Source organism: Occallatibacter sp. FHG110214_02, from assembly GCF_059115385.1.
Map to the genome: position 1 here is coordinate 90,519 of NZ_JBZYWK010000016.1, position 21,141 is coordinate 111,659.

At 58.4% G+C, this 21,141-nt stretch carries 15 protein-coding genes; 5 read left to right on the forward strand and 10 right to left on the reverse strand.

All coding sequences use genetic code 11. The features are described 5' to 3' along the window. The first annotated feature begins 20 nt into the window (after positions 1–20). The 3 genes from lpxB (at position 21) to AC5S3R_RS14360 (ending at position 4,151) form a co-directional block, all read left to right on the forward strand. Entirely contained in the window at positions 21–1,241 is a 1,221-nt protein-coding gene (gene lpxB / locus AC5S3R_RS14350) for a lipid-A-disaccharide synthase (protein ID WP_494267774.1), read from the forward strand. A 193-nt stretch (positions 1,242–1,434) separates the two neighbouring features. Next, a complete protein-coding gene (locus AC5S3R_RS14355; protein WP_494267775.1) occupies positions 1,435–3,459 on the forward strand; it encodes a M1 family aminopeptidase in 2,025 nt (674 codons plus the stop codon). A 164-nt stretch (positions 3,460–3,623) separates the two neighbouring features. Beyond that, positions 3,624–4,151, forward strand: coding sequence for an FtsX-like permease family protein (locus AC5S3R_RS14360; RefSeq protein WP_494267776.1), 528 nt, complete (start codon positions 3,624–3,626; stop codon positions 4,149–4,151). 44 nt (positions 4,152–4,195) lie between these two features. On the opposite strand, the gene AC5S3R_RS14365 is transcribed toward AC5S3R_RS14360, so the two are convergent. The 5 genes from AC5S3R_RS14365 to AC5S3R_RS14385 all read right to left on the reverse strand — a co-directional run bounded on the left by AC5S3R_RS14365 (position 4,196) and on the right by AC5S3R_RS14385 (position 12,499). Next, entirely contained in the window at positions 4,196–5,167 is a 972-nt protein-coding gene (locus tag AC5S3R_RS14365; RefSeq protein ID WP_494267777.1) for a hypothetical protein, read from the reverse strand. A 290-nt stretch (positions 5,168–5,457) separates the two neighbouring features. Beyond that, positions 5,458–6,093 carry a septal ring lytic transglycosylase RlpA family protein gene (locus AC5S3R_RS14370; RefSeq protein WP_494267778.1) on the reverse strand — a complete coding sequence of 212 codons (636 nt, stop codon included), beginning with the start codon at positions 6,091–6,093 and terminating at the stop codon, positions 5,458–5,460. A gap of 506 nt (positions 6,094–6,599) precedes the next feature. Beyond that, the gene (locus AC5S3R_RS14375; RefSeq protein WP_494267779.1) at positions 6,600–7,136 is read right to left on the reverse strand and encodes a hypothetical protein; all 537 of its coding nucleotides are present in this window, start codon (positions 7,134–7,136) and stop codon (positions 6,600–6,602) included. Positions 7,137–7,658: 522 nt separating this feature from the next. Beyond that, positions 7,659–9,077, reverse strand: a complete 1,419-nt coding sequence (locus AC5S3R_RS14380; protein ID WP_494267780.1) for an amidase — start codon at positions 9,075–9,077, stop codon at positions 7,659–7,661. Continuing rightward, positions 9,074–12,499, reverse strand: a complete 3,426-nt coding sequence (locus AC5S3R_RS14385; protein WP_494267781.1) for a CRTAC1 family protein — start codon at positions 12,497–12,499, stop codon at positions 9,074–9,076. The genes AC5S3R_RS14380 and AC5S3R_RS14385 overlap by 4 nt, the downstream gene beginning before the upstream one ends. 341 nt (positions 12,500–12,840) lie before the next feature. Between AC5S3R_RS14385 and AC5S3R_RS14390 the strand changes: the two genes are divergently transcribed. Continuing rightward, on the forward strand, positions 12,841–13,188 hold the full coding sequence (locus AC5S3R_RS14390) for a hypothetical protein (RefSeq protein WP_494267782.1): 348 nt from the start codon (positions 12,841–12,843) through the stop codon (positions 13,186–13,188). Positions 13,189–13,314: 126 nt separating this feature from the next. Then, entirely contained in the window at positions 13,315–14,166 is an 852-nt protein-coding gene (locus AC5S3R_RS14395) for a 2,3,4,5-tetrahydropyridine-2,6-dicarboxylate N-succinyltransferase (protein ID WP_494267783.1), read from the forward strand. Positions 14,167–14,760: 594 nt separating this feature from the next. Here AC5S3R_RS14395 and AC5S3R_RS14400 read toward each other — a convergent pair. The 5 genes from AC5S3R_RS14400 to AC5S3R_RS14420 form a co-directional block, all read right to left on the reverse strand. Then, positions 14,761–15,945: a thiolase family protein gene (locus tag AC5S3R_RS14400; protein ID WP_494267784.1), complete on the reverse strand. Its 1,185-nt coding sequence runs from the start codon at positions 15,943–15,945 to the stop codon at positions 14,761–14,763. Between the two features lie 110 nt (positions 15,946–16,055). Next, positions 16,056–16,658, reverse strand: a complete 603-nt coding sequence (locus tag AC5S3R_RS14405; RefSeq protein WP_494267785.1) for a hypothetical protein — start codon at positions 16,656–16,658, stop codon at positions 16,056–16,058. Between the two features lie 128 nt (positions 16,659–16,786). Beyond that, positions 16,787–19,231 (reverse strand): 3-hydroxyacyl-CoA dehydrogenase/enoyl-CoA hydratase family protein, encoded by a 2,445-nt coding sequence (locus tag AC5S3R_RS14410; protein WP_494267786.1) that lies wholly within the window; start codon positions 19,229–19,231, stop codon positions 16,787–16,789. Between the two features lie 333 nt (positions 19,232–19,564). Continuing rightward, on the reverse strand, positions 19,565–20,842 hold the full coding sequence (locus AC5S3R_RS14415) for an amidohydrolase family protein (RefSeq protein WP_494267787.1): 1,278 nt from the start codon (positions 20,840–20,842) through the stop codon (positions 19,565–19,567). A 103-nt stretch (positions 20,843–20,945) separates the two neighbouring features. Further along, positions 20,946–21,141: hypothetical protein (locus AC5S3R_RS14420; protein ID WP_494267788.1), on the reverse strand; the 196-nt coding region annotated here is incomplete at its 5' end.

The following is a 21,141-nucleotide window of genomic DNA, read 5'->3' on the forward strand; positions in this document are numbered from 1 at the left end:
TACCCTGTACCCTGTAGTCAATGCCCACCATCTTCATCTCGGCTGGCGAAGCCAGCGGCGAACACTACGGCGCAATGCTCATAGAATCCCTCAAGCAGCGTGACCCCAGCCTGAACTTCGTAGGTATGGGCGGCCCCCGCATGGTCATGGCGGGCCTCGACCGCATCGTCCGCGCGGAAGACGTAGCCGTCATGGGCATCACGGAGATCGTCCGCCATCTCCCCCGCATCTACGCCGAATTCCGCAAGCTCAAAGCCTCCATCCCCCAGCGCAAACCAGACGTCGCCATCCTCATCGACTTCCCCGACATCCACTTCAAGCTGGCCGAAGAGTTCCACCGTCAGGGAATTCCCGTAATCTTCTTCGTAAGCCCGCAGCTATGGGCATGGAAGAAAGGCCGCATCAAAAAAGTCCAGAAGTACATCGACAAGATGCTCGTCATCTTCCCCTTTGAAGAGCCCTTCTACCGCGAGCGCAACGTCAACGCCGAATTCGTAGGCCACCCCCTGGCCGATCTGCCCCTGCCCACCATCCACCGCGAACAGTTCGCGCAGGAAAACAATATCGACGCCAGCAAACAGTGGATAGGACTGCTCCCCGGCAGCCGCCTCAAAGAAATCCGCGCCAACCTCCCCGAAATGCTCCAAGCCGCGCATTTCCTCTACGACGATTACGCGGAAAACGCCCGCCTCGGTTTCCAGTATCCCGAACCCGAATTTCTTCTCCCCTTGGCGCAGACTCTAACCGCTCCGCAGCGCGAAGAAGTCCGCCAGCTCATAGCCACCGAAGCCCCCAGCCTCCCCATCCACCTCGTCTCCGACGCAAGAGCCGCCCTGTTCCACGCCCGAGCCAGCGTAGTAGCCAGCGGTACCGCCACGGTAGAAGCCGCCCTCATCGGCAACCCCTTCGTAGTCGTCTACCGCGTCAGCCCCCTCACCTACGCCATCGCCAAACGCGTAGTAGATGTCCCTCACGTAGCCATGGCCAACCTCATCGCTGGTAAGCAAATTGTCACCGAACTCATCCAGCACGACTTCACTGCGTCCAATATCGTGAAGGAGTTGCGCCCATTGCTACCCGACAGCCCCGAACGCGCGTCCATGATGCAGGATTTAGCCGCACTCCGGGACCAACTGCACCCCAACCACAACAGCACCGCCATCGACCGCGTTGCCGAAATCACCCTCGACCTGCTCTCCAAAACAGCAGGGAGGGGCACATACGGCAACTCAACAACATGAAGGGCATAGGCTTCAACTCGTACATCGGCTCAACGAGTTCGAAATAGGCTTCAGCAACATGAAGGGTACGGGCTTTAGCCCGCACATTGGCTCAGCAAGTTAGGAATGGGGCTTTAGCCCCCGAGGGATGTCTTTACGAACTTCCCATCACCAAAAGCAGTAAGATTCATTGCAAGAAGGAACAACCACCGCGATGCCCGCTCATTCCCGATTTCCCCGCGCCGTCTTCGTCCTCGCCGCCATCTTGTTCCTGTCTTTCGTCACACCCAAAGCCGCAGCCCAGGCCGCCCCTCAGGCGGGCCCCATCATCCCGCAGCGCGCCGAACGCCCCATCCTCAACGTCACCGCCTACAACATCGACGCGGAAATCGACACCGCCGCCCATCACCTGCAGGCCAAGGTCACCGTCACCTTCACCGCCCCCGACAACGCCGACCAAATCACCTTCGGTTTCCACCCCGCGCTCAAAATCTCCAAAATCACCGACGACTCCGGCAAGACCCTCACCGGCGAGCGCACAGCCGACGGCTCCGTCCGCATCACGCCCAATTCGCCCGTCTCCCACACCACCCCGTCCCACTGGACCTTCGAGTACGACGGCAACATCACCGGCAATGAAGACGGCCCCGTGGAAGGCCTCAAGCTCGCGGCCATTCAGGAGCCCATCACTTACCTCCTCTACCCCGCCCGCTGGTTCCCCATGACCGGCTACCTCACTGACCGCTTCACGGCGCAAATCCACGTCAAGGTCCCGCAGGGCATCCGCGTCTTCTCCAGCGGCCAGACCGGCTCCTCCCACCCCGGCACCCTCGCCAACGGCAAACCTGCCGACGAGTTCAACTTCAACTGGACCAAGCCCGGCTTCCCCGGCACCCTCATCGCCGGCCAGTACGTAGACCCCGCCTCCGCAGGCCCCGTCAAGGTCTACCTCACCGTAGCCCACCGCGCCGCCGCCAATGACCTCGCACAAACCGCCGTCAAGCAGTACGCCTACTTCATCAGTAGCTTCGGCCAGCCGGAAATCTCGCACCTCAACGTAGTCGAGCTACCCGACGACACCCTCCCCGCCTTCTGGGCGCCCGAGCTTGCCGCCATCATGGGCTCGCACACCGCCGACAAATCCGCACGCCTCCTCGCCAACACCATTGCCCACCAATGGTTCAGCTCTGAGATCAGTCCCCGCACCCTCTCTGACGCATGGATTACCAACGGCATGTGCCGCTACGCCGAGCTCATGTATATCGAAGACGAACAGGGCCGCAACGCCATGCACGCCGCCATGCAGGACGTAGCCGCCGGCGCGCTCGCCTACGACACCACGCCGCTCTCCAGCTCAGGCCGCCTCTCGCCCTTCTCGCCCGAATTCCAATCCCAGACCTTTGAAAAAGGAGCCATGATCTTCCACATGCTCCGCTGGGAAGTCGGCGACACCGCCTTCAAAAACATCCTCAAAGGCGCGCTCTCGCAATATACCGATCAGGGCATCCGCGCCCCCGACCTCTACAAGGTAGCCGAAGCCCAGTCCCAGCAAAACCTCACGCCCTTCTTCGCCCAGTGGGTAGACGGCACCGGAGCGCCCACCTTCACCAACAAGTACGCCGTCTACCGCCTCGGCAATAACAAAGGCTTCCGCACCGTCGGCGAAATCAATCAGGACCTCGACCTCTTCCGCATGCCCGTCGAGCTCCGCGTCGAAACCGAAGGCAAAACCGAAACCAAGAAAATCGACGTAGTAGGCACCGAAAGCCAGTACATCGTGGACACCTTCGGACGCCCGCGCCGCATCTCCATCGACCCGCAAAACTGGCTCCTCAAATCCACGCCAGACCTGCAGGTCCGCATCGCCATCCTCAAAGGCCAGCAGCTAGTCGCACAGGGCGACCTGATAGGAGCCCTGGCACAATACCAAAAAGCCCTCGAAGCCAACCCGCAGTCATCGCTAGCCAACTACCGCATCGGCGAAATCCTCTTCACCCAGAAGAACTACCAGTCCGCCATCAACTCCTACCGCGACTGCCTCCGCGGCGACGACGAGCCCCGCTGGACCGAAGTCTGGGCCCACATAGAAATCGGCAAAATCTTCGACCTCACCGGCCAACGTGACCGCGCCGTACAGGAATACCGCCTGGCCGTCCAAACCAACGACAACACGCAAGGCGCATTAAACGAGGCCAGACTCTACCTGCAAAAACCCTACGTAAGACAAGAAAGCGAATAAGGCAGGGAGTAGGGAACAGGGACAAGGGACAAGAAAAGTCCATCCTCCCACAAACATCGGGTGCCCCTGGTCCCTCGCATTTGGGGACCAGGGATACTCCAACCAACATTTCTCCCATCCAAGCTCTCCCACAAAACCAAAACGGCATCCCCGGAGCCACCGATTTGATTCACCCCCTGATAATCGGCAACCTGCAAGCCACCCCAACCAGGCTCCTCAAATCCGGCCTAATCATCTCCATAGAAATCGGCGTTCTTCTAACGCAAATCGCCGTCCTCCACTCCACCCCGGCAGACCCCAGTCAGGCCAACATCGCGCACTGGCTCTCCAACCTGCTCGAAATCGTCTTCTGGATAAGCTTTCTAATCGCCATACTGGCAAAATACGTAGACGTAACTGAGCGCAGCCGCGACTTCGGAATACTCCACATCCTCGGAGCATCCACCACCTACCTCGCAGCCTTCCTCCTGCAGGAAACCATCCTCGAAGCCATCCCCGGCGCAATCCTGGGCCTGCTCTTCAGCTACATCCTCGGCGGCCTCTTCAAAGTCCTTCTCACCGGCACGCTGGCCATCCCCTTCGCATACCCATGGTGGCCCGCAGTCACCGCCATCGCCATCGGAGCGACCTTCACCGGCGCAATCCTCGCAATCCCCCGAGCCATCCGCGAAGGTGCTGCAGAAGCACTCTAGCCTTTATTGTTCCCTTGCTCCCTCGGTCCCTTGCTCCCTGCCGTTCAATGATCCCCCACCCGCGTATCCAGCATCTCCCTCACCCTCAACCGCGAGTGGTAATTAAAAACCAGCAGCGTCAAAATCCCAAACGCCATGGAAGCCACCCCAATCACCGCCCCATAAGGCCGTTCCTCTTCCAGCGCAAACCGAATCAAGATAATCGACACCACAAACGCCGCATTCCGAAACACCATCTCGTACCGCCCTGAAATCACCAGCGACAAAATCAAAATCAGCACATCCGTAAAAATCATCACCGTAAACAGGTCGTTATAAAAGAACCCCGCCTCCGGCAGCCCCAGCCCATGCCCCTTCTGCCCCGCGTCCCAAACATCCATCCCAAACCGAACCAGGTGGTAAGCCGCCAGCAGCAGCAACAGCGCCGTCAGCCCCAGCGCCACCACCTTCTTCTGCATCACAAACCGCCGCCGCCCCTCGCGATAATGCTCACTCGGAGGCATCCCCACCTGCCGCCCCGCCACATGCTGAAACACGGTGACCAGAAAATACATCACCAGCCCCGCCCCCATATCAATCACCAGCGGCAGCGCCACCTGCGGATGCTGCGCAATCCAGTTCGGCTCCGTCGCGCCGGAAAAATCCCGAAACACATCCCGGATAAAAACCAGCGACACAATCTCAAACTGGTTCCCAATCGACCGCGTCGTCGAGGCCGGCAGCGCCGCAATCAGCGTCAGCACCTCGTAAAACAAAATAAAGTTGAACGGCGTAGTAATCGCCGAAAGATAGTTCGTCCCTACCGCGGCCACCAGCGGCGGAGCACCCACCCAGCTCCGCGCCAGCAGCACCAGCAGCAGATGCACCGCAAACCCCGCAATCCCCGCCTGGATAACCAGCCGTTTCAGCGCATCCTTTCGCCCATCGGTAAACACGCCGTCATGCAGCGCAATCAGCGCCGCCCACGTGCGAGAAACCCCTTGCCCACCATTGATTTGTCTCGAAGCACCCATCATGTGCTCTCTAGCTTGCCCGCGAACCATCCCACCATGCAATACCAAACACTGCCAATCCCCACCCCCTCCCGCACAAAACCCGAACATCCCAACAAGAACCCAAATTTTCCAAAAGAAAGGACCATCCCTCTACAAACAGAGAAGGTCTGAAACGAAGAGAGCTGGGACTAAAGATTTAGACAAAGGAAGCTGGAGCTAAAGATTTGAAACGGAGGGAGCAGGGGCCTTCCCCACAAAAACAAAAACGGCCAGCCTCCAAGGCTGACCGCACAATCCAAAAATTTAAAAATCTACTTAGAAGCCGCCACCTGACTGGAAGCCGTCTGCGTCGTTGCACTCGAACCAACACCAGCCGCACTCGAACCCGCAGCACTCTGTCCCTGCTGCAGCAACTGCTTCGCCTTATCCCGCGAAAGTACTTCCAGCACAACCGGAGCAATCCCGGCATTGGTCATCGCCAGCTTCTGCGCCGCGCCATACGACAAGTCCATCACGCGTCCAGCAGCCAGCGCTCCACGGTCGGTAATCTTCACAATCACCGAGCGCCCATTGCGCAGATTCACAACCTTCACCCACGTTCCAAAAGGAAGTGTCTTGTGGCAGGCCGTCATGGCGTTCTGGTCGAACATATCGCCATTGGCCATCTTCTGCCCGTTAAACATTCCGCCATACCAGCTCGCCAACCCGCGCAGCAAGCTCTTGCGCTGTTGTGCCTGCGTCGGCTTCACAGCCTGCGCCTGCTGTACAACAATCTTCTGCACCGTTTGAGCTGTGGGAGGAAGAGTAGACACCGGCCGGGGCAACAACACCTTGGCCTGCACCGGGGACATCCAAACATTTACCGCTACGGCTGTTACTGCCAAAGCCGCTGCACCTGCCAAAAGGCAGATTCGGAGCGGCGTCATCAGACCGGGGTTTTCTGACATTCGTCGACGAATCTCCATTCGGCCATTCTATAGAAACACAACTTGAAAGACACCCCTTTTAGCCCGAAAGTTGCGCACCCAGGCTCAAAAATCCAATTCATTTCTCACAACTCATTACAAACAAACAGGTTTCCCATTTACCTTCCAGGCAACTTTTTTTGCCCTCCGGCATAAAGATTTCGTCATATATTCTCCTTAGAATCCCAATTTTCCACTGTTTCCAGCACCCCAAAGCAACCCCACCACTGCCTTGCGGGTGCCCCCCGGTCTCTCGCAATTTGGGGACCAGGGATACCCCACACCGCCAGCTCACCCCGTCCCAATTCTCCCGTCTTAGCTCTCCGACAAAATCAAGCGGTGTCATCCTGAGCGAAGCGCATTGGAGCCCCGCGAACAGTTCCATCGTTCGTGGGGTAGGCGGAGCGAAGGATCTGCGGTTGCACTTGCCTTTGTAGCTGCCTTTGCTTTTGCCGTTGTTCTTGCCGTTGCCTTCTACTCCCTATTCCCTACTGCCTACTTCCTGCAATCCCTTCAAAATCCTCCGCCAACCGCGCAATCGCCTCATCCAGCTTGCGATCATGCGCCTGCTGCGTAATCGCCCCATCCACCTGTTCCGAAAAAGCCCACAGCACAAAATGACTCACTCGGTCATAAATCTTCACCCGCACCGTCGGCAGCGGGTCAGCCGCGCCCTTCTGCTTATCCGGACTAGCCGGCCCCACCGGAGCCAATAACTGAAACTCCAGCACCAGGTCCGCCTGCCCCGGCGACGCGACAAGCTCATACCGCCCCAGCCCATTGATGTCGGCATAAAAATCGTCATACCCCCGCGCCACACTCCCGCTAAAGGGATGCGGAAACAACCCGGCATCCGCCCCGCCATTCGCAACAAAAATCCTCTTAGCCGCTGGAATCGCCATCGGCACGGGCCCCGTCACCGGAGCTGTCTTCGCAACTGCCGGAGCCTGCGCCGACGCCACCACTGCCGCCATCAAAAGAACCACTCCACCACCAAGCCGAAAACCAAAGCGCAACGCATTCATAAAATCCTCCCCATTTCCAACCTCGTTCAACCACTTCTATGGACGAAGCGAACCCACGCAGAGACGAAATGTTGCCCCGTTCTTGCTTTTGCAATTGTTCTTGTCTCTGTTTTCTACTCCCTGTTTCCTATTCCCTACTCCCTGTCCTTCTGTGGAAAACCCTTGTCAAGTCCCAAACCGGAAAATATTTTCTAGCCCATTGATTCCATTAAGCAAAAAACTTCAAACAGTTTGCGCTCAATTATGGTCCTTTATGACAAACTAAAAATAAGCAGAAATAGTCAGAAAAACGGCCCGATTCCAAAGGAATCGGGCCGTTCTGTTTTTCCGCCAACTTGCTAACCCAAAAGAAAGGAGAACCCAATGCATGCAACGGCAGGCACAACCTTCTGTAACCTGCCTTCTGCACAGTTCACAAATAAAGAAACTGCACAGTCCCTGTGCAATCCCACGCAACCCATACAAAACAAAGGAAATGGGGAAGAACCACACTGTGCGCATACACACGGACGCATAAAAACATCAAACCGCCAGCGGCGGCGGCCTGTAGCCAAAGGCTGCATCCACAACAGCCGCAACGCCAAGCGCAGTCTCATCTTCAAACGGCCTGGCAATAACCTGCACCCCGATGGGCAGCCCCTCCTGCGACTGCCCCACCGGAACAACCGCCGCCGGAGCGGAAAGCGTGTTGAACCACTGCGTATAGCGAACAGAATCGAGATACGCGACAGACTCTCCCTCCACCATCCACTCCCGCTCACCATGCTTCCATGCGGGAACACTCGCAACAGGACACAGCAGCACCGGATAATCGCGCATAATCTCAAGAGTCCTGGCCCGTACAAGATCAAGCTCTGCCCACGCCGTAAGCAACTCACCCGCAGTAAGCGGACCGGAGTCTTCCGCAATCGCAAGAAACTCGCGAAAGATAGGGCTAAGCAATTCGCGATGACTGCCAAGAGTAGGCTCGTAAAACATAGCCCCGCACTGAACAAAGAAAATCCACCAGAGCTTCCGAAGTTCCTCCAGCGTCTTAGGCCGGAAAGGCTCGACACGAAAGCCAGCCTCGCGAAGAGCCCGCACAGCAGCCTGAACAGCAGCGCGAGTCTCAGCAGTAACCGGGGTCAATCCATCATCTTCAAAGTATCCGATGGTTTGCATACGAAGCTCATCAAGCGAGAGCGCGCGCGGAACAATCGGCGGACTGGACGGATCAATCTCATCCTGCCCCGAGAGCGTGCGATAGAGCAACGAAACATCCGCAATCGTACGAGCCATAGGCCCAATAGCCCCGAGCGTAGAGAAGGGGCCAACGCAAGGCGGAATATGTCCGCGCCCCGGAAAACGTCCCGGCGATGGCTTGAAAGAGCAGATGCCGGTAAAGTGCGCAGGCACGCGAACCGAGCCACCGCTGTCACTGCCAAGCCCCGCAGCAGAAAGCCCTGCAGCAATCGCCGCGGATTCACCACCGCTCGATCCACCAGGCGTGCGAGTAAGGTCCCATGGATTGTTCGTGCGGCCGTGAAGAAGATTATCCGTCTCATAGGCCATCAAGCCTTCGGGGCAATTCGTCGTGCCAAGAATCAGCGCCCCCGCAGCCCGCAGGCGAGCAACAAGAACCGCATCTTCCGCAGGCACATCGCCTTTGTAAAGCAGGCTGCCAATCTCGCAGCGATAGCCCGCAGTCGCAATCGAGGATTTAACCGTAACCGGCAAACCATGAAGTGCCCCACGCGGCTCAGGCACATCGTGCAAAGCCCGTGCCTGCGCTCGCACACGCTCGGCATCATAGTCAGCAAAAACATTGAGCTGCAGATTCAGTCTTTCAATCTGCCGTATATGAGCTTCCGCCAATTCGGAGATGGAAATAACACCGTTGCGCAGCAATTCAAGCTGCTGCGTAGCAGAGGTCAGCACGACTTCCGTGGTGGCGATGCTCATGGCTTTGCGGCTCCCGATGTGTCTTCGTCCGGCGTTGACGGCAGCAGTTGATAGTTGAAACGGTAAGAGCGCACAGGATTACCGGAATCAAAGCGCGTATTCCAATTGAGTTGATAACTGAGCGCGTCATTGTCGTCGGGAAATTGCTCCGTCGCAGGGTACGGATAACTGCTCATGCCATGGAAAGGAAGTTGCGTAACCGTAAAGGGAGAAGCATCCCACCAGTCCATGTCTTTCACAAATCCATTGGCGTAAAAGAAGTAATCACGCTTCCAGTGTGGCGGCAATGCAGGCAAATTGGCAGAGTCAAACTCAGCAGCAATCTCCTCTCCGCTACCGAAGATGGCGAAGCGATTGTCGATTCCATTCACAAGCTCTGTGACATCGCCCATGCGGGTGTAGTTGCCGCGCTGATGCTGATACGGCCCGGTGAGGCTGACGCGGTCGTAGTCATAGTCAAGGTCGCCGGGGCTTGCGCCTTCAAGCTGGGTGGGGAATCCGCGGAAGTGCAGTGTGGCTTGCGCCATCGGCAGTTCATGCGTGCGGAACTGCGCATCGGCACTCTGATCGATGAGCACCTGGTCCCAGAAGAGCAGCAGGTTGCTCATGAGACGAATGCGATGCGCACCCGCAGGCAGCTTATTGGATAGGTCAATAACAATGGTGCGCTCAAGCCCCGCAGGAAAACCAGCTTCACCATCGGTGATGCGCTTCCATGTGCCGTCAGGCAACTGCGCTTCGATGTACGGCGCGATAGGCTTCATTCCGATTTGCCATGCACCGTAAAGCGAAGTCGCGCTGAAGTAATTCACATAGCCGGTGAGCAGCAGGCGCAGTGGAGCTTTGTAGTTGATCTTGCCTAAGTCAAGCGTGAGTGCATGCAGATTGCTAAAGCCGTCATAAGCCGTGAGCGTAAAGCCGCTGGCAAAGGTGTGGTCGCGGCGGGTGACGGTATCAAGCACGTCCTTGTCGTTGCCGTCCCATGCGCCAACAGGTGGATGCGCGCCTTTTGAAGCAACAACTTTGCCAGTAGCGAAAGGCGGGTTGTCGAGGAAGCGCTCGTCAGGGTTCACGTCTATATCTTCCGGATGGTCAATCGCAACAAGACGAAGCTGGTCGATGTAGTTGACCTCTTCCATCGGTTCCATGAAGCGCACGCTCATGTGATTGCCGATGGATGCGAGATTTGTGCCGTCAACTTTGACCCACTCTCCGGGGTTGGGAATGTTGCGTCGAGCAGGCGTAAACCAGTGACCAACGACAGCGGCTCCGATAACGTCGGCAATGAACTTGTATTTGTGGCCGTCCCACGTAAAGAGCACCGGGCAAGAGCTGCCACGGCGGTCTGCTTCGCGCATGGCGATAACCTGCGTATGTGGAAGATCGATTTCGTCCTGCAGAACTCCGGTAGGCCAGAGGATGCGGAGAAGGTCGATGTGGTCAGCAGCGCCTAGACCAACAAGGATTTGCGGAGCGGATTGGGTTTGGTAGCCGACGGAGCCGGCAAGCTCAAACTTCTGCCAGAGACCATCGGCAAAAATCTCTACCTTCACTCCAAGGGCTGTTTTGTTATCGGCAAAGCCAGCAAGGTCGAGGCGTGCAAAATGATTTTTATTCGCGCCGATGTTGCGGAGCAGAATTGGCGCAGCATTTTTCTGCGTGACAATGAGGCCAGCAGCGCCATCGTTATTGATGTCGGCGGCAATTAAGCCACGGGGCTCAGTGAGTGGAAGGGCGTTTAGCCCAAGTGCGGAACTGACGTCTTCAAAGCTGCCGTCACCACGATTGCGGAGAACGCGAAGATATGGGCCGCTGTTGGTTTCGACGATTGCGGCTAGGTCAATCCAGCCATCGTTATCAATATCGATGGGCGTGATGCCCCATGCGTGTTGTGCATCCCTCAGCGGCAGTTCCACACGGTCGAAGCGCCGGATCTGGGGCGTTGCTCCTTGCACGTTTCGCCAGAGAGTAATGCCGGGCGCGCCATCATGCGTAACCGCAACATCCATCCAGCCATCTTTGTTGAAGTCGAGAATGGTAATACCTTCTGTGGCGGGGAGTTTGGCATTATAGAGCGGCTGCGTGGGGTATTTGCCTTCGCGAGGATTGATGTAGAAGAGCGGCGAAGGGCTGTCGCCGGTGATAGCGAGGTCAATGGCACGGTCGTTATTGAAGTCAGTAAGGATGGCTGAAGATGTTTTGCCTGCGCCGCCTAAACCTGTGGGCTCGATCCACTCGGTAAAGGTCTTGTTTCCGTTGTTGCGCCAGAGAACGTTGGGCGTGCCGCCAGGTGTAAGCGGAGAGCCGGTGAGCAGAAGATCGAGGTCGCCGTCGTGGTCGAAATCAACAAATGTGATTCCAGTAGGATGGTTGCGGGCCGTGAGTCCCGATTGCGTGGTGGCGTTTTCAAATTTGCCTTTGCCGAGATTGCGGAAGATTTGCACGGAGTCATCAAGTGCGACAGCGAGGTCGTTGAGACCGTCATTGTCATAGTCGCCTACAGCGCAGGCGATTGCTGTACCCGAGGCTTTCAGGCCTTCGGCTTCTGCATCGAGTAGCGAGAAGTTTCCATCAGCATCGCGGTGAAGAACCGCGATGGCCTGCCTGCCGGATTGCAGAAGCACGAGGTCCATTGCACCGGAGCCTGTGGCGTCTATCATGCAGGCTCCTCCGGTTGTATTGGGAAATGCAGCCGTAAGCGGCTGTGCGACAAGCTTGACCGGAATCATTGGCGACGACTGCACGGCGTTTACAATCACTGGCTGGACAAGGGAGTAGCGGCCTTGTTCCCCGTAGGCAAGGCCGATGGCCGAGGATATCTTTGCGCTGGTCAGGTGCTGAAAACGGCGGAAGTGATCGCGAGCTTCGTCGGGTTTGCCGCTGCGCTGCAGGGCGCGGGCCAGGCTGAACTCAGCGGAAGCGTGTTGTGGGTCGATGGCTAAAGCTTGATGAAAGGCTGCGATGGCTTCGTCGTATTGCTTGAGCTCCTGGTAGCAGACGCCGGCAAAATAGAAAGAATCGGCGTCATTGGGGCCGAGCTTTGTGGCTTCAAGAAAGCTCTCAAGGGCTGGCTGCATCTCGTCGCCAGAGCGCTGCGCGAGGCCGAGGTTGTAAAAGGCTTGTGGGTTTTTCGGGTTGAGTGTAATTGCCTGGTGGAATGCGGCTTTTGCTTCGTCCAGCTTTTGCAGGGTAAGCAGCGCGATACCCTGGTTGATGGCGGCTTGCGCGAGCTTTGGGTCTTCTTTGAGAGCAGCGCCAAAGCTGGCAGCGGCTTTTTCCGTGAACTGCTGGCCCATTTGCGCAACGCCGGTATTGTTGAGTTCGACGGCGTGCGTGTAGGCCGCGGATTGCGTGTAAGACTGCGATGCGGCCAGACAAAGCAGGCCAGCCAAGGCGAGAACTGCTCTCTTTCCCAATGTCACTGCGATGCAATTCCTCTCAGAAAAACTAATCCAGTGTAAGCGAGGCCATATGCGGTATGTGCTTTCCATCACAGCGTTCATCCGTCCTTTCCCTATAGTTGAAATAGGAAGTGTGTTTCATCAAGGGTTCACGGCAATCAGGTAGGATTGCACTCGGAATTGGGCAACCGGCAGTAGCCTGTGCGCATCTACTCAACAGCACGAACGTGTACGCGTATTTCCGTACCGGCGTCCCCCTGCCGGTGCGAGGTACTGGCATCCGAACCTGCGGGTGAAGGTTCGGGGATTTCCGATGACAGGTTGGGTCACCCCTCAGCGTTGGTAAAAGAAGCAGGTTCGCCATGATGGTGGAAGCACAAAGCAAAGGTCGTGGCCGCTGCGGACTGCACATCGGCGCAGAGAACGTGCGGCGCTATTTTCCGCAGAACATATCAACCATTGAACTGCAGTTAGAACACCTGAAGATTCAGTGCGAGCTTGGGCCGGAGTTCTGGCAGGGCGAGCCGGAGATTCGTGACACGCGGTTGTGCGCGTGGCTGGAATCGAAGCATATGCACGGAAACAAGAGCCGCACCTCGGTGATGCTGGCGCTGATTCCAACAGGTGAAAATGCCTATCGGCTGGCACCGGCTTCGGCCGACATGTCGGTACGGCCACAAACGCCGTCGCAGACGATCGCGGCTGCCTGAAGTTTCCCTCCCCCAGAGGGCAGCACGCCGGGAGAATTGCTGTGCGATTTTGCGCGCGATTCTCCCGGCGTTTTTCATTGCTGCGGGAGCGCTGGAAGCTGCTCTGGTTGATAGACTTGGAACTATATGGCAACAACGGAATTGCTTCAGGAAGCTGTGGAGCGGCACTTTGCCGCAGGTTCGTTTGCGGTGGGCGACAAGAACGCGCTGCAGACGTTTTCGGATTTTCGGGCTGCGCTTGAGCGCGGTGAGATTCGTTCGGCGGAGCCGGATGCAGCGGAGCCTACGGGCTGGCGCGTAAATGTATGGGTGAAGCAGGGGATTCTGCTGGGTTTCCGGCTGGGAGTCATGGTGAATTTTCCGGGGACAGCGCTCTCGTTCGTAGATAAGGACACGTATCCGGCGCGGAGTTTTTCCACTACGGATGGCGTGCGGCTTGTTCCGGGCGGATCGTCGGTGCGGTCGGGTGCTTATCTGGCTAAGGGTGTGGTTTGCATGCCTCCGATGTATGTAAATGCCGGAGCGTATGTGGACGAAGGAACGATGGTGGACTCGCATGCGCTGGTTGGCTCGTGCGCGCAGATTGGGAAGAACGTGCATCTGAGCGCGGCGGCACAGATTGGCGGTGTGCTGGAGCCTGTGAATGCGAATCCGGTGATTATTGAGGACAACGTGCTGGTGGGCGGCAATACGGGCGTCTACGAGGGCACGATTGTTCGCAAGAGTGCGGTGCTGGCTGCGGGAACGGTGCTGACGCGTGGGACTCCGGTGTTTGACCTGGTGAATGGAACGGTGATTCGGGCGAGTGCTGAGACACCACTGATTATTCCGGAGAATGCTGTGGTGGTTCCGGGGTCGCGGGCGGTTACCAAAGGCAAGGGTGCGGAATGGGGACTGAGCGTCTATGCGCCGGTGATTGTGAAGTACCGGGATGCGAAGACGGATTTGAGCACGACGCTTGAGGATTTGCTGCGGTAGGCTGTGCTTTTGTGCGATGCCGTGTGTATGCGCACAGTGGGGTTCTTCCCCAGTTCCTTTGTTTTGTATGGGTTGCGGAGGATTGCACAGGGACTGTGCAGTTTCTTTATTTGTGAACTGTGCAGAAGGCAGGTTTCAGGTGTCAGGTTACAGAAGGTTGTGCCTGCCGTTGCATGCATTGGGTTCTCCTTTCTTTTGGGTTAGCAAGTTGGCGGAAAAACAAAACGGCCCGATTCCTTTGGAATCGGGCCGTTTTTCTGACTATTTCCGCTTATTTTTAGTTTGTCATAAAGGACCATAATTGAGCGCAAACTGTTTGAAGTTTTTTGCTTAATGGAATCAATGGGTTAGAAAATATTTTCCGGTTTGGGGCTTGACAAGGGTTTTCCACAGAAGTGGAGGGAGAACTGGATACAGAGAAGCTAGCAGTTGAGATGTCCCACCCTTGCGACAGAAAAAAGTCGCAAAGATGGGGCACGGGGATTTTGTGAGGAAATGGGGAGAAAGCAACAGCAAGAGCAACTATAGGTTCTTCGGCTGCGATCAGGATGGCGACGTTTTGGTTGCTTTGGTTATGGAGGCAGCTGGCTCGTTTTAACCCAAGCGCTCGAAGATGCCGGCGGAGCCCATGCCTCCGCCTACGCACATGGTTACCATGCCGTAGCGGGCGTTGCGGCGTTCTAACTCGCCGAGGAGTGTGGCGGTTAGCTTGGCTCCGGTGCAGCCTAGCGGGTGGCCGAGGGCGATGGCTCCGCCGTTGACGTTGACCTTTTCCGGGTTGATGCCTAGTTCGCGGATTACGGCCAGCGATTGGGCGGCGAAGGCTTCGTTGAGCTCTATGAGGTCGATTTGGTCGAGGGTGAGGCCGGCGGATTTGAGGACTTTGGGGATGGCGTAGATGGGGCCTACTCCCATCTCTTCTGGCAGGCAGCCTGCGGCGGCGTAGGCTACGAGGCGGGCTAAGGGTTTCAGGCCTAGTTCTTTGGCGCGGTCCGCGTCTACGAGGACTACGGCGGCGGCTCCGTCGGAGGTTTGCGAGGAGTTCCCTGCGGTTACACTTCCCTGCGCGTGGAAGGCGGGCTTGAGTTTGGCGAGCGCTTCGGCGGAGGTGTCGGCGCGGGGGCCTTCGTCTGCAGCGAAGACGGTTTCTGTGATGACGGGCTTACCTGCTTTTGCGCCGGGGATGGCGGTGGTGACTTTTACGGGGATGATTTCGTTGCTGAACCTGCCGGATTGCTGCGCTGCGATGGCCTTCTGATGGCTGGCGAGGGCAAAGGCGTCCTGGTCTTCGCGAGAGATGCCGTAGTGTTTGGCGACTCGCTCGGCGGTGAGGCCCATCGTTAAGAGGCTGGCGGGGTAATGTTCACCGAGCCAGGGGTTGGGACTAGGCTTGAGGCCGCCGAGCGGGACCATGCTCATGGACTCAGCTCCGCCAGCGATGACGGCGCGCTCGGAGCCGGTGCGGATACGCATGTCAGCGATGGCGATGGCTTCAAGGCCGGAGGAGCAGAGGCGGTTCACCGTTACGCCGGGGACTTCTACTGGAAGGCCAGCACGGAGGGCGGCGAAACGGGCCATGTTGAAGCCTGCCTCCCCTTCTGGCTGGGCGCAGCCGAGGATTACGTCGCCGATTTCGGATTTGTTGAGTTCGGGGACGCGCTCTAAGGCTCCGCTCAATGCGGTTGCTGCAAGGTCGTCGGGGCGTGTGGTGGCGAGAGTTCCCCTGGGGGCGCGGCCTACGGCAGTTCGGACGGCGGTTACGATTACGGCTTCCGGCATGGGAGGCTCCAAGTGCAGGGCACAGGGTATGGGGTATAGGGTTCAGGAAAAACCCGCGCTCTGCTGGGACATTGATAGATGGTGCGGAGCGGGGTGGTCAAATGGGGTGGCTATTGCGCTGCGGTAAATTCTGTCCAACTGTTGTTGTCGAAGTAGTGATAGCGGGTTTGGCGATCCAGCGTGGTGTCGGACAGGGCGTCATGGTCTGGGTGGAGACGATTCTGCTGGCCCGCCTGTGCTTCTCGTATGCGCGAGGGGGGAGCGGGGTCGATGGCCCAGTTGAAGCCCAGTTCTGGTGTGCCGGGGTGCGGCTGGAGGCGGTCGGTTTCGGCAGCCGTGGCTACGACTGTGGGCTTATCGGGGGCGCTTGAGAAAAAGACGATCAAAGAGACCTGGCCATCTGCGGAGCAGAGCGCGGCCCAGTCTGTGGAGCCGGGGTGCTCGAAGCTGCCGTGGATTACGTTTTCCGGCCCGCGTGCCTCGAAGCTTTGCGGGATGGTGCAGTTGTGGGCGGCGAGGGCTTGCGCGATGGGGGCTGGCAGGTCTGGGAAGGCTGCGAGGGGAAGATGGTGGATGATGTAGGGCTGGGGTTGGCCGTTTACGTTGACTTTGCCGGTAGCGGTTAGGGGGGATTGGGCGTGGAGTTGAGTTGCGGCCAGCAACAGGCCGATGGATAGCACATTACGAATCGGGTTGGATAAAGTGTGCAGCAAAAACACCCCTCGGGGGCGAAAGCCCCAGCCATCATATTTTGCGATGATGTACGGGCTAAAGCCCGTACCCTTCTTCCGATGTTTATCGGTATCGCTAAAGCCTATTCTTCAATTTTGTTGGACACTGCTTAGTTTCTCAGGGGTTTGCCGGTTTTGAGGGTATGGGCGATGCGCTCCTGCGTTTTGCGCTCGCCGGTCAGGGAGAGGAAGGCTTCTAGTTCGAGGTCGAGGAGGTACTGCTCGGTGATGAGGGTGCCTGCGGTGATGCGGCCTCCGGAGAGGATGTAGGCGGCCCACTTGGCTACCTTCTGGTCGTGCTCGCTGGCGTAGCCTGCTTCGCCCATGAGATAGATGCCCATTTCCAGCGTGGAGAGAAGTGCGAGGCCGGGGGCGGCGATTTGGGTGCGCGGGAGTGGGGCGGTGTAGCCGGATCCCGCTAAGGCTTGCGCTTGCGATTTTGCGTCGAGGAGAAGGCGGTCGCGGTTGAGGGTGATGCGGTCGCTGGGGGCGAAGAGGTCGAGGGATTTGGCATCGGCGGCTGAGGTGGAGACTTTCGCAATGGCGATGGTTTCGAGGGCGCGCTTGGTGGCGTCTTGCAGCTCGGCGGATTGGGCGAAGCGGGCCGGTGGATCTTTGGGGTCGGGCGGGGCGATTGCGGCTGCTGCGTCAATGGCGCGGAGGAGCATTTCCTTGGTGCCGCCGCCGGCGGGAATTAGGCCAACACCTGCTTCGACGAGGCCGATGTAGGTTTCGGCGTGGGGCTGGCGCTTGGCGGCGTGGAGGCAGATTTCCGCGCCGCCGCCGAGAGCCATTCCGAAGGGTGCGGCGACGACGGGGCGGGGGCAGAACTTAATCGACGAGGTCATGAGCTGAAAGGCGCGGATGGCGCTGGCGACTTCGTCCCACTCGCCTTCTTGCGCGGCTAGCAGCAACTGCATGAGGTTGGCGCCGACGCTGAAGTGCTCGCGGTCGCCGGAGATGACGAAGGCCTGAAAGTTGCGGACGGCTTCTGAGTCGGGCTTGAGGACGGAGGCGATGAAGCTGGTTACGTCGGTGCCGAGGGCGTTTTTGAGGGAGTGCAGCTCGATGCAGGCGATGTTGTCGCCGAGGTCTACGAGGGAGCAGCCGGAGTTGCCGCGGACGATACCGTGGGAGCGGCGGAAGTCGGCTACGCGGGCGTGGCCGGGTTGGGGCGTGACGGACTCCCAGTGGCCGGTGACGGGGTTGAAGCACTGCGGGCCGTCGGGGGCGTACCAGCTTTGATTTTCGGAGTGGAGGATGGTTTCGGCGGCGGGGCTTACGGGAAGTTGTAGCTGCTTCATGCGGGCTACGGTTTCTTTTACGCCTGCGGCGTCCCACATTTCAAAGGGGCCGAGCTCCCAGTTGTAACCGGCGCGCATGGCGGCGTCGATGGAAGGGGCGTCGCTGGAGGCGGAGCCGATGGTGGCGGCGGAGAAGTTCCAGAGAGTGGAGAGGAGCGGCCAGAGGAAACGGGCGGCCTTGTCTTTTGTTGGGTCGTTGGCGAGGAGGAGCTTTAGGCGCTCGGGGAGGGTTTTGGCGTTTTTTGCCATGTCGAGCGCGAGGATGGCGGGCTTGGTTTGGGGGCGGTATTCGAGGGTTTTTAAGTCGAGGACTAGACGCTCTTCGGTGCCGTCGGCGGTGCGGGATTTTTTGTAGAAGCCCTGCACGGATTTATCGCCTAGCCATTTGCGGGTGACCAGTTCGTTGAGGATTTTGGAGAATTCGTTTAGCTCTGCGCCTTGAGGAGAGCTGGCGGCTACATGGGCGAGGACGTCGATGCCTACCATGTCGGCGAGGCGGAAGGTTCCGGTGCGTGGCCAGCCGATGGCGGTTCCGGTAAGGGCGTCTACTTCTTCGATGGTGAGGCCCTGCTGGAGCATGAGCGATACGGCTGTGGAGATGACGGCGACGCCGATGCGGTTGGCGATGAAGTTGGGCGTGTCGTTGGCGAAGACGGTTTGCTTGCCGAGGTTCAGGTCCGCGAAGGCGGCGAAGGCGGCTACGGTTTCGGGAGCGCTTTCGGGAGTGGGGATGATTTCTAGCAGGCGCATGTAGCGCGGCGGGTTGAAGAAGTGCGTGCCGAAGAATCTTTCCCGGATTTTGGGCGGGAGGATTTGGGATATCTGCGAGATGGGCAGGCCGGATGTGTTGGTGGTGAGGATGGCTTGCGGGGCGAGGTGTGGGATTACTTGCTGCAGGAGATTGTGTTTGATGGTCAGGTTTTCTGCTACAGCTTCGATTACCCAGTCGCAGGTGGCTAGCCTGGGCAGGTCCTCTTCCAAATTGCCGGGGGTGATGCGGGCGGCGTAACTCGCGTCGTAGAAGGCGGCGGGTTTGGATTTGGCCAGCGCTTCGAGAGTAGTGATAGCTAGCTGAGATTTGTTCTTTGCGCCTTCGGGGACTATGTCCAGAAGCAGGACGGGGAGGCCTGCGTTGGCGAGGTGCGCGGCGATGCGCGAGCCCATAGTTCCGGCGCCCAGAACTGCGGCGCGGCGGATCAGGAGCGGTTGGGTGGCGATGGATTCGATGGGGGCGGCAGCGGGTGCGCTCATGCAGGCTCCTCGGAGGGAGGATACGAATGCGCGGCGCGGGTGGTCAAGGCTGCGCGGCACTTGAAGGCCATGTTTCACGAAGCAGGATTCCATTCGCAATGGAACTAGAAATATCCCCAAGGAGGCAGGCTGTGTCTGACGAGCCATTTGCAGCCAGTTTTGAGTTGGAAAAACATCCCTCAGGGGCTAAAGCCCAGTGCTTTTTATTCGGCTCTTCGGCACGACTAAAGTCGTGCCCTTTCAAAGCCACATGACAGAGCTTGATTGCCGGGGATAAATCCCCGGCCTACCTTGCATGGCATTGCCTCATTCTTGTGGTTTCAATTGGCTTTCTTAGTGCTTCCAGATGACTGCTCCGGAGCGGATTACGGTTTGGACTTTGGAGAAGTTTGTCAGGGCGGCGGCGGGGTCGGCGCTGAGGATGGTCAGGTCGGCTAATTTACCGGGGGTGACAGTTCCCTTTCGGTCGGATTGGCTGAGGCGCGCGGCGGGGTTGGTGGTGAGCATGGCGAGGACGGTTTTCCAGTCGAGGCCGGATTTGCCAAGGCCTTCAAACTCGCCTTCGGTGGTGTAGTCGGCCATGTAGCCCACGTCTGTTCCGAAGACGAGCGTGCCGCCGAGGGAGTGGAAAGTGCGGACTTCGTTATAGAGCGGGTCCATGTAATTCGGGTCGGTTGTGACCGTGGTGGAGAACATCTTGAGCGTGGGCGACAGGGCCATGTTGTGATGGACCATATCGGCAAAGAGCGCCGGTGTGATGCCGCGCGTATCGTCCGGCACATGCGCGAGCACGTCCACGCCGCTTTGAATGGCGATTTGCGTGCCTTGAAGATCAGAGGGATGCGCGAAGACGATGCTGCCGTTGATGTGGCTCGCCTCGACTGCTGCTTTCGCAATTGGCAAGGGCATAGGCAACACATGGCCGCGCTGTACCCATGAGCCGGTGAAGAGCTTCGTTACATCTGCGCCACTGTGCAGGTTTGCGCGCACCAGACGCCGGGCTTCCTCTGGCGTCTGCGGCTGCAGCATGAGGAATTGCAGCCACTTTGGAGCGGATTCGCGCACGTAAAACGGGATGCCGTGCGGAGGATAAACCGGTGTGCCTGCCGCGAAGATGCATGGGCCTTTCAGCTCGCCCAGCTCGATGCGGCGGCGGATGGCGAATGTGCCGCCGGGGTTGGAGCCTACATCCACGACGGTGGTGAAGCCTCGGCTGAGGAACATGTCGGCTAGCTGCGCATTGAGTTTGGCGGCGGGTTGCCATTCGGCAGTGGACCACTTGGGCTCGGTGAGATGTACATGGACATTCCAGAAGCCGGCGGTGACGACGCAGTGGTCGCAGGGGATTTGGGTTGCGTCAGCGGGAATGGGGATGTTGGGGCCTACTGCGGCTATCAGGCCATCGTGGATTAGGACAGCGCCGTCTTCGATTGGCGGGTCCGTGGGTGAGGTGTAGATGCGGGCGTGTTGAATAACGAGGGTGCCGTGGGCGAGCTTGAGCGGAGGATGCGGGTTGCGGCGGGGATAGAGGAAGAACAGCCATACGGCTGCGGAGAAAAGCACAATCAGCACGACTATGGCGATTACGGCACGGGCAATCCATTTCCGCATTCGGTGCACCTCAGTTCTGCGGCAGTATACGCAGTGGAATGCGGAGTGGTTCACGGCAGGTGTTTCAGAGGAACGAAACACCTGCCATGACCGGATTAGGTTTTCAGGATGCGGATTCCACCGCAGAAGCAGCCGGCTTAGCCGGTTGGCCACCGATTGCCTCGATAAGCGCGCGCATCTCGGTTAACAGGCTCGAGAAGTCGAAGGAAGCAAGCCCGGTACGTGTGAGTTCGAGAATGCTTTCCGCCTCCTCTTTGCGCCCGGCGAGGATGGATTTTGCTGCGGAGGTGGTAAGCGCC

Excerpts from the sequence above, each read along its gene's own strand:
- lpxB (WP_494267774.1), top strand. The coding sequence starts at position 21 with ATGCCCACCATCTTCATCTCGGCTGGCGAAGCCAGCGGCGAACACTAC.
- AC5S3R_RS14355 (WP_494267775.1), top strand. The coding sequence starts at position 1,435 with ATGCCCGCTCATTCCCGATTTCCCCGCGCCGTCTTCGTCCTCGCCGCC.
- AC5S3R_RS14365 (WP_494267777.1), bottom strand. The coding sequence starts at position 5,167 with ATGATGGGTGCTTCGAGACAAATCAATGGTGGGCAAGGGGTTTCTCGC.
- AC5S3R_RS14370 (WP_494267778.1), bottom strand. The coding sequence starts at position 6,093 with ATGTCAGAAAACCCCGGTCTGATGACGCCGCTCCGAATCTGCCTTTTG.
- AC5S3R_RS14375 (WP_494267779.1), bottom strand. The coding sequence starts at position 7,136 with ATGAATGCGTTGCGCTTTGGTTTTCGGCTTGGTGGTGGAGTGGTTCTT.
- AC5S3R_RS14380 (WP_494267780.1), bottom strand. The coding sequence starts at position 9,077 with ATGAGCATCGCCACCACGGAAGTCGTGCTGACCTCTGCTACGCAGCAG.
- AC5S3R_RS14390 (WP_494267782.1), top strand. The coding sequence starts at position 12,841 with ATGATGGTGGAAGCACAAAGCAAAGGTCGTGGCCGCTGCGGACTGCAC.
- AC5S3R_RS14395 (WP_494267783.1), top strand. The coding sequence starts at position 13,315 with ATGGCAACAACGGAATTGCTTCAGGAAGCTGTGGAGCGGCACTTTGCC.
- AC5S3R_RS14400 (WP_494267784.1), bottom strand. The coding sequence starts at position 15,945 with ATGCCGGAAGCCGTAATCGTAACCGCCGTCCGAACTGCCGTAGGCCGC.
- AC5S3R_RS14410 (WP_494267786.1), bottom strand. The coding sequence starts at position 19,231 with ATGAGCGCACCCGCTGCCGCCCCCATCGAATCCATCGCCACCCAACCG.
- AC5S3R_RS14415 (WP_494267787.1), bottom strand. The coding sequence starts at position 20,842 with ATGCGGAAATGGATTGCCCGTGCCGTAATCGCCATAGTCGTGCTGATT.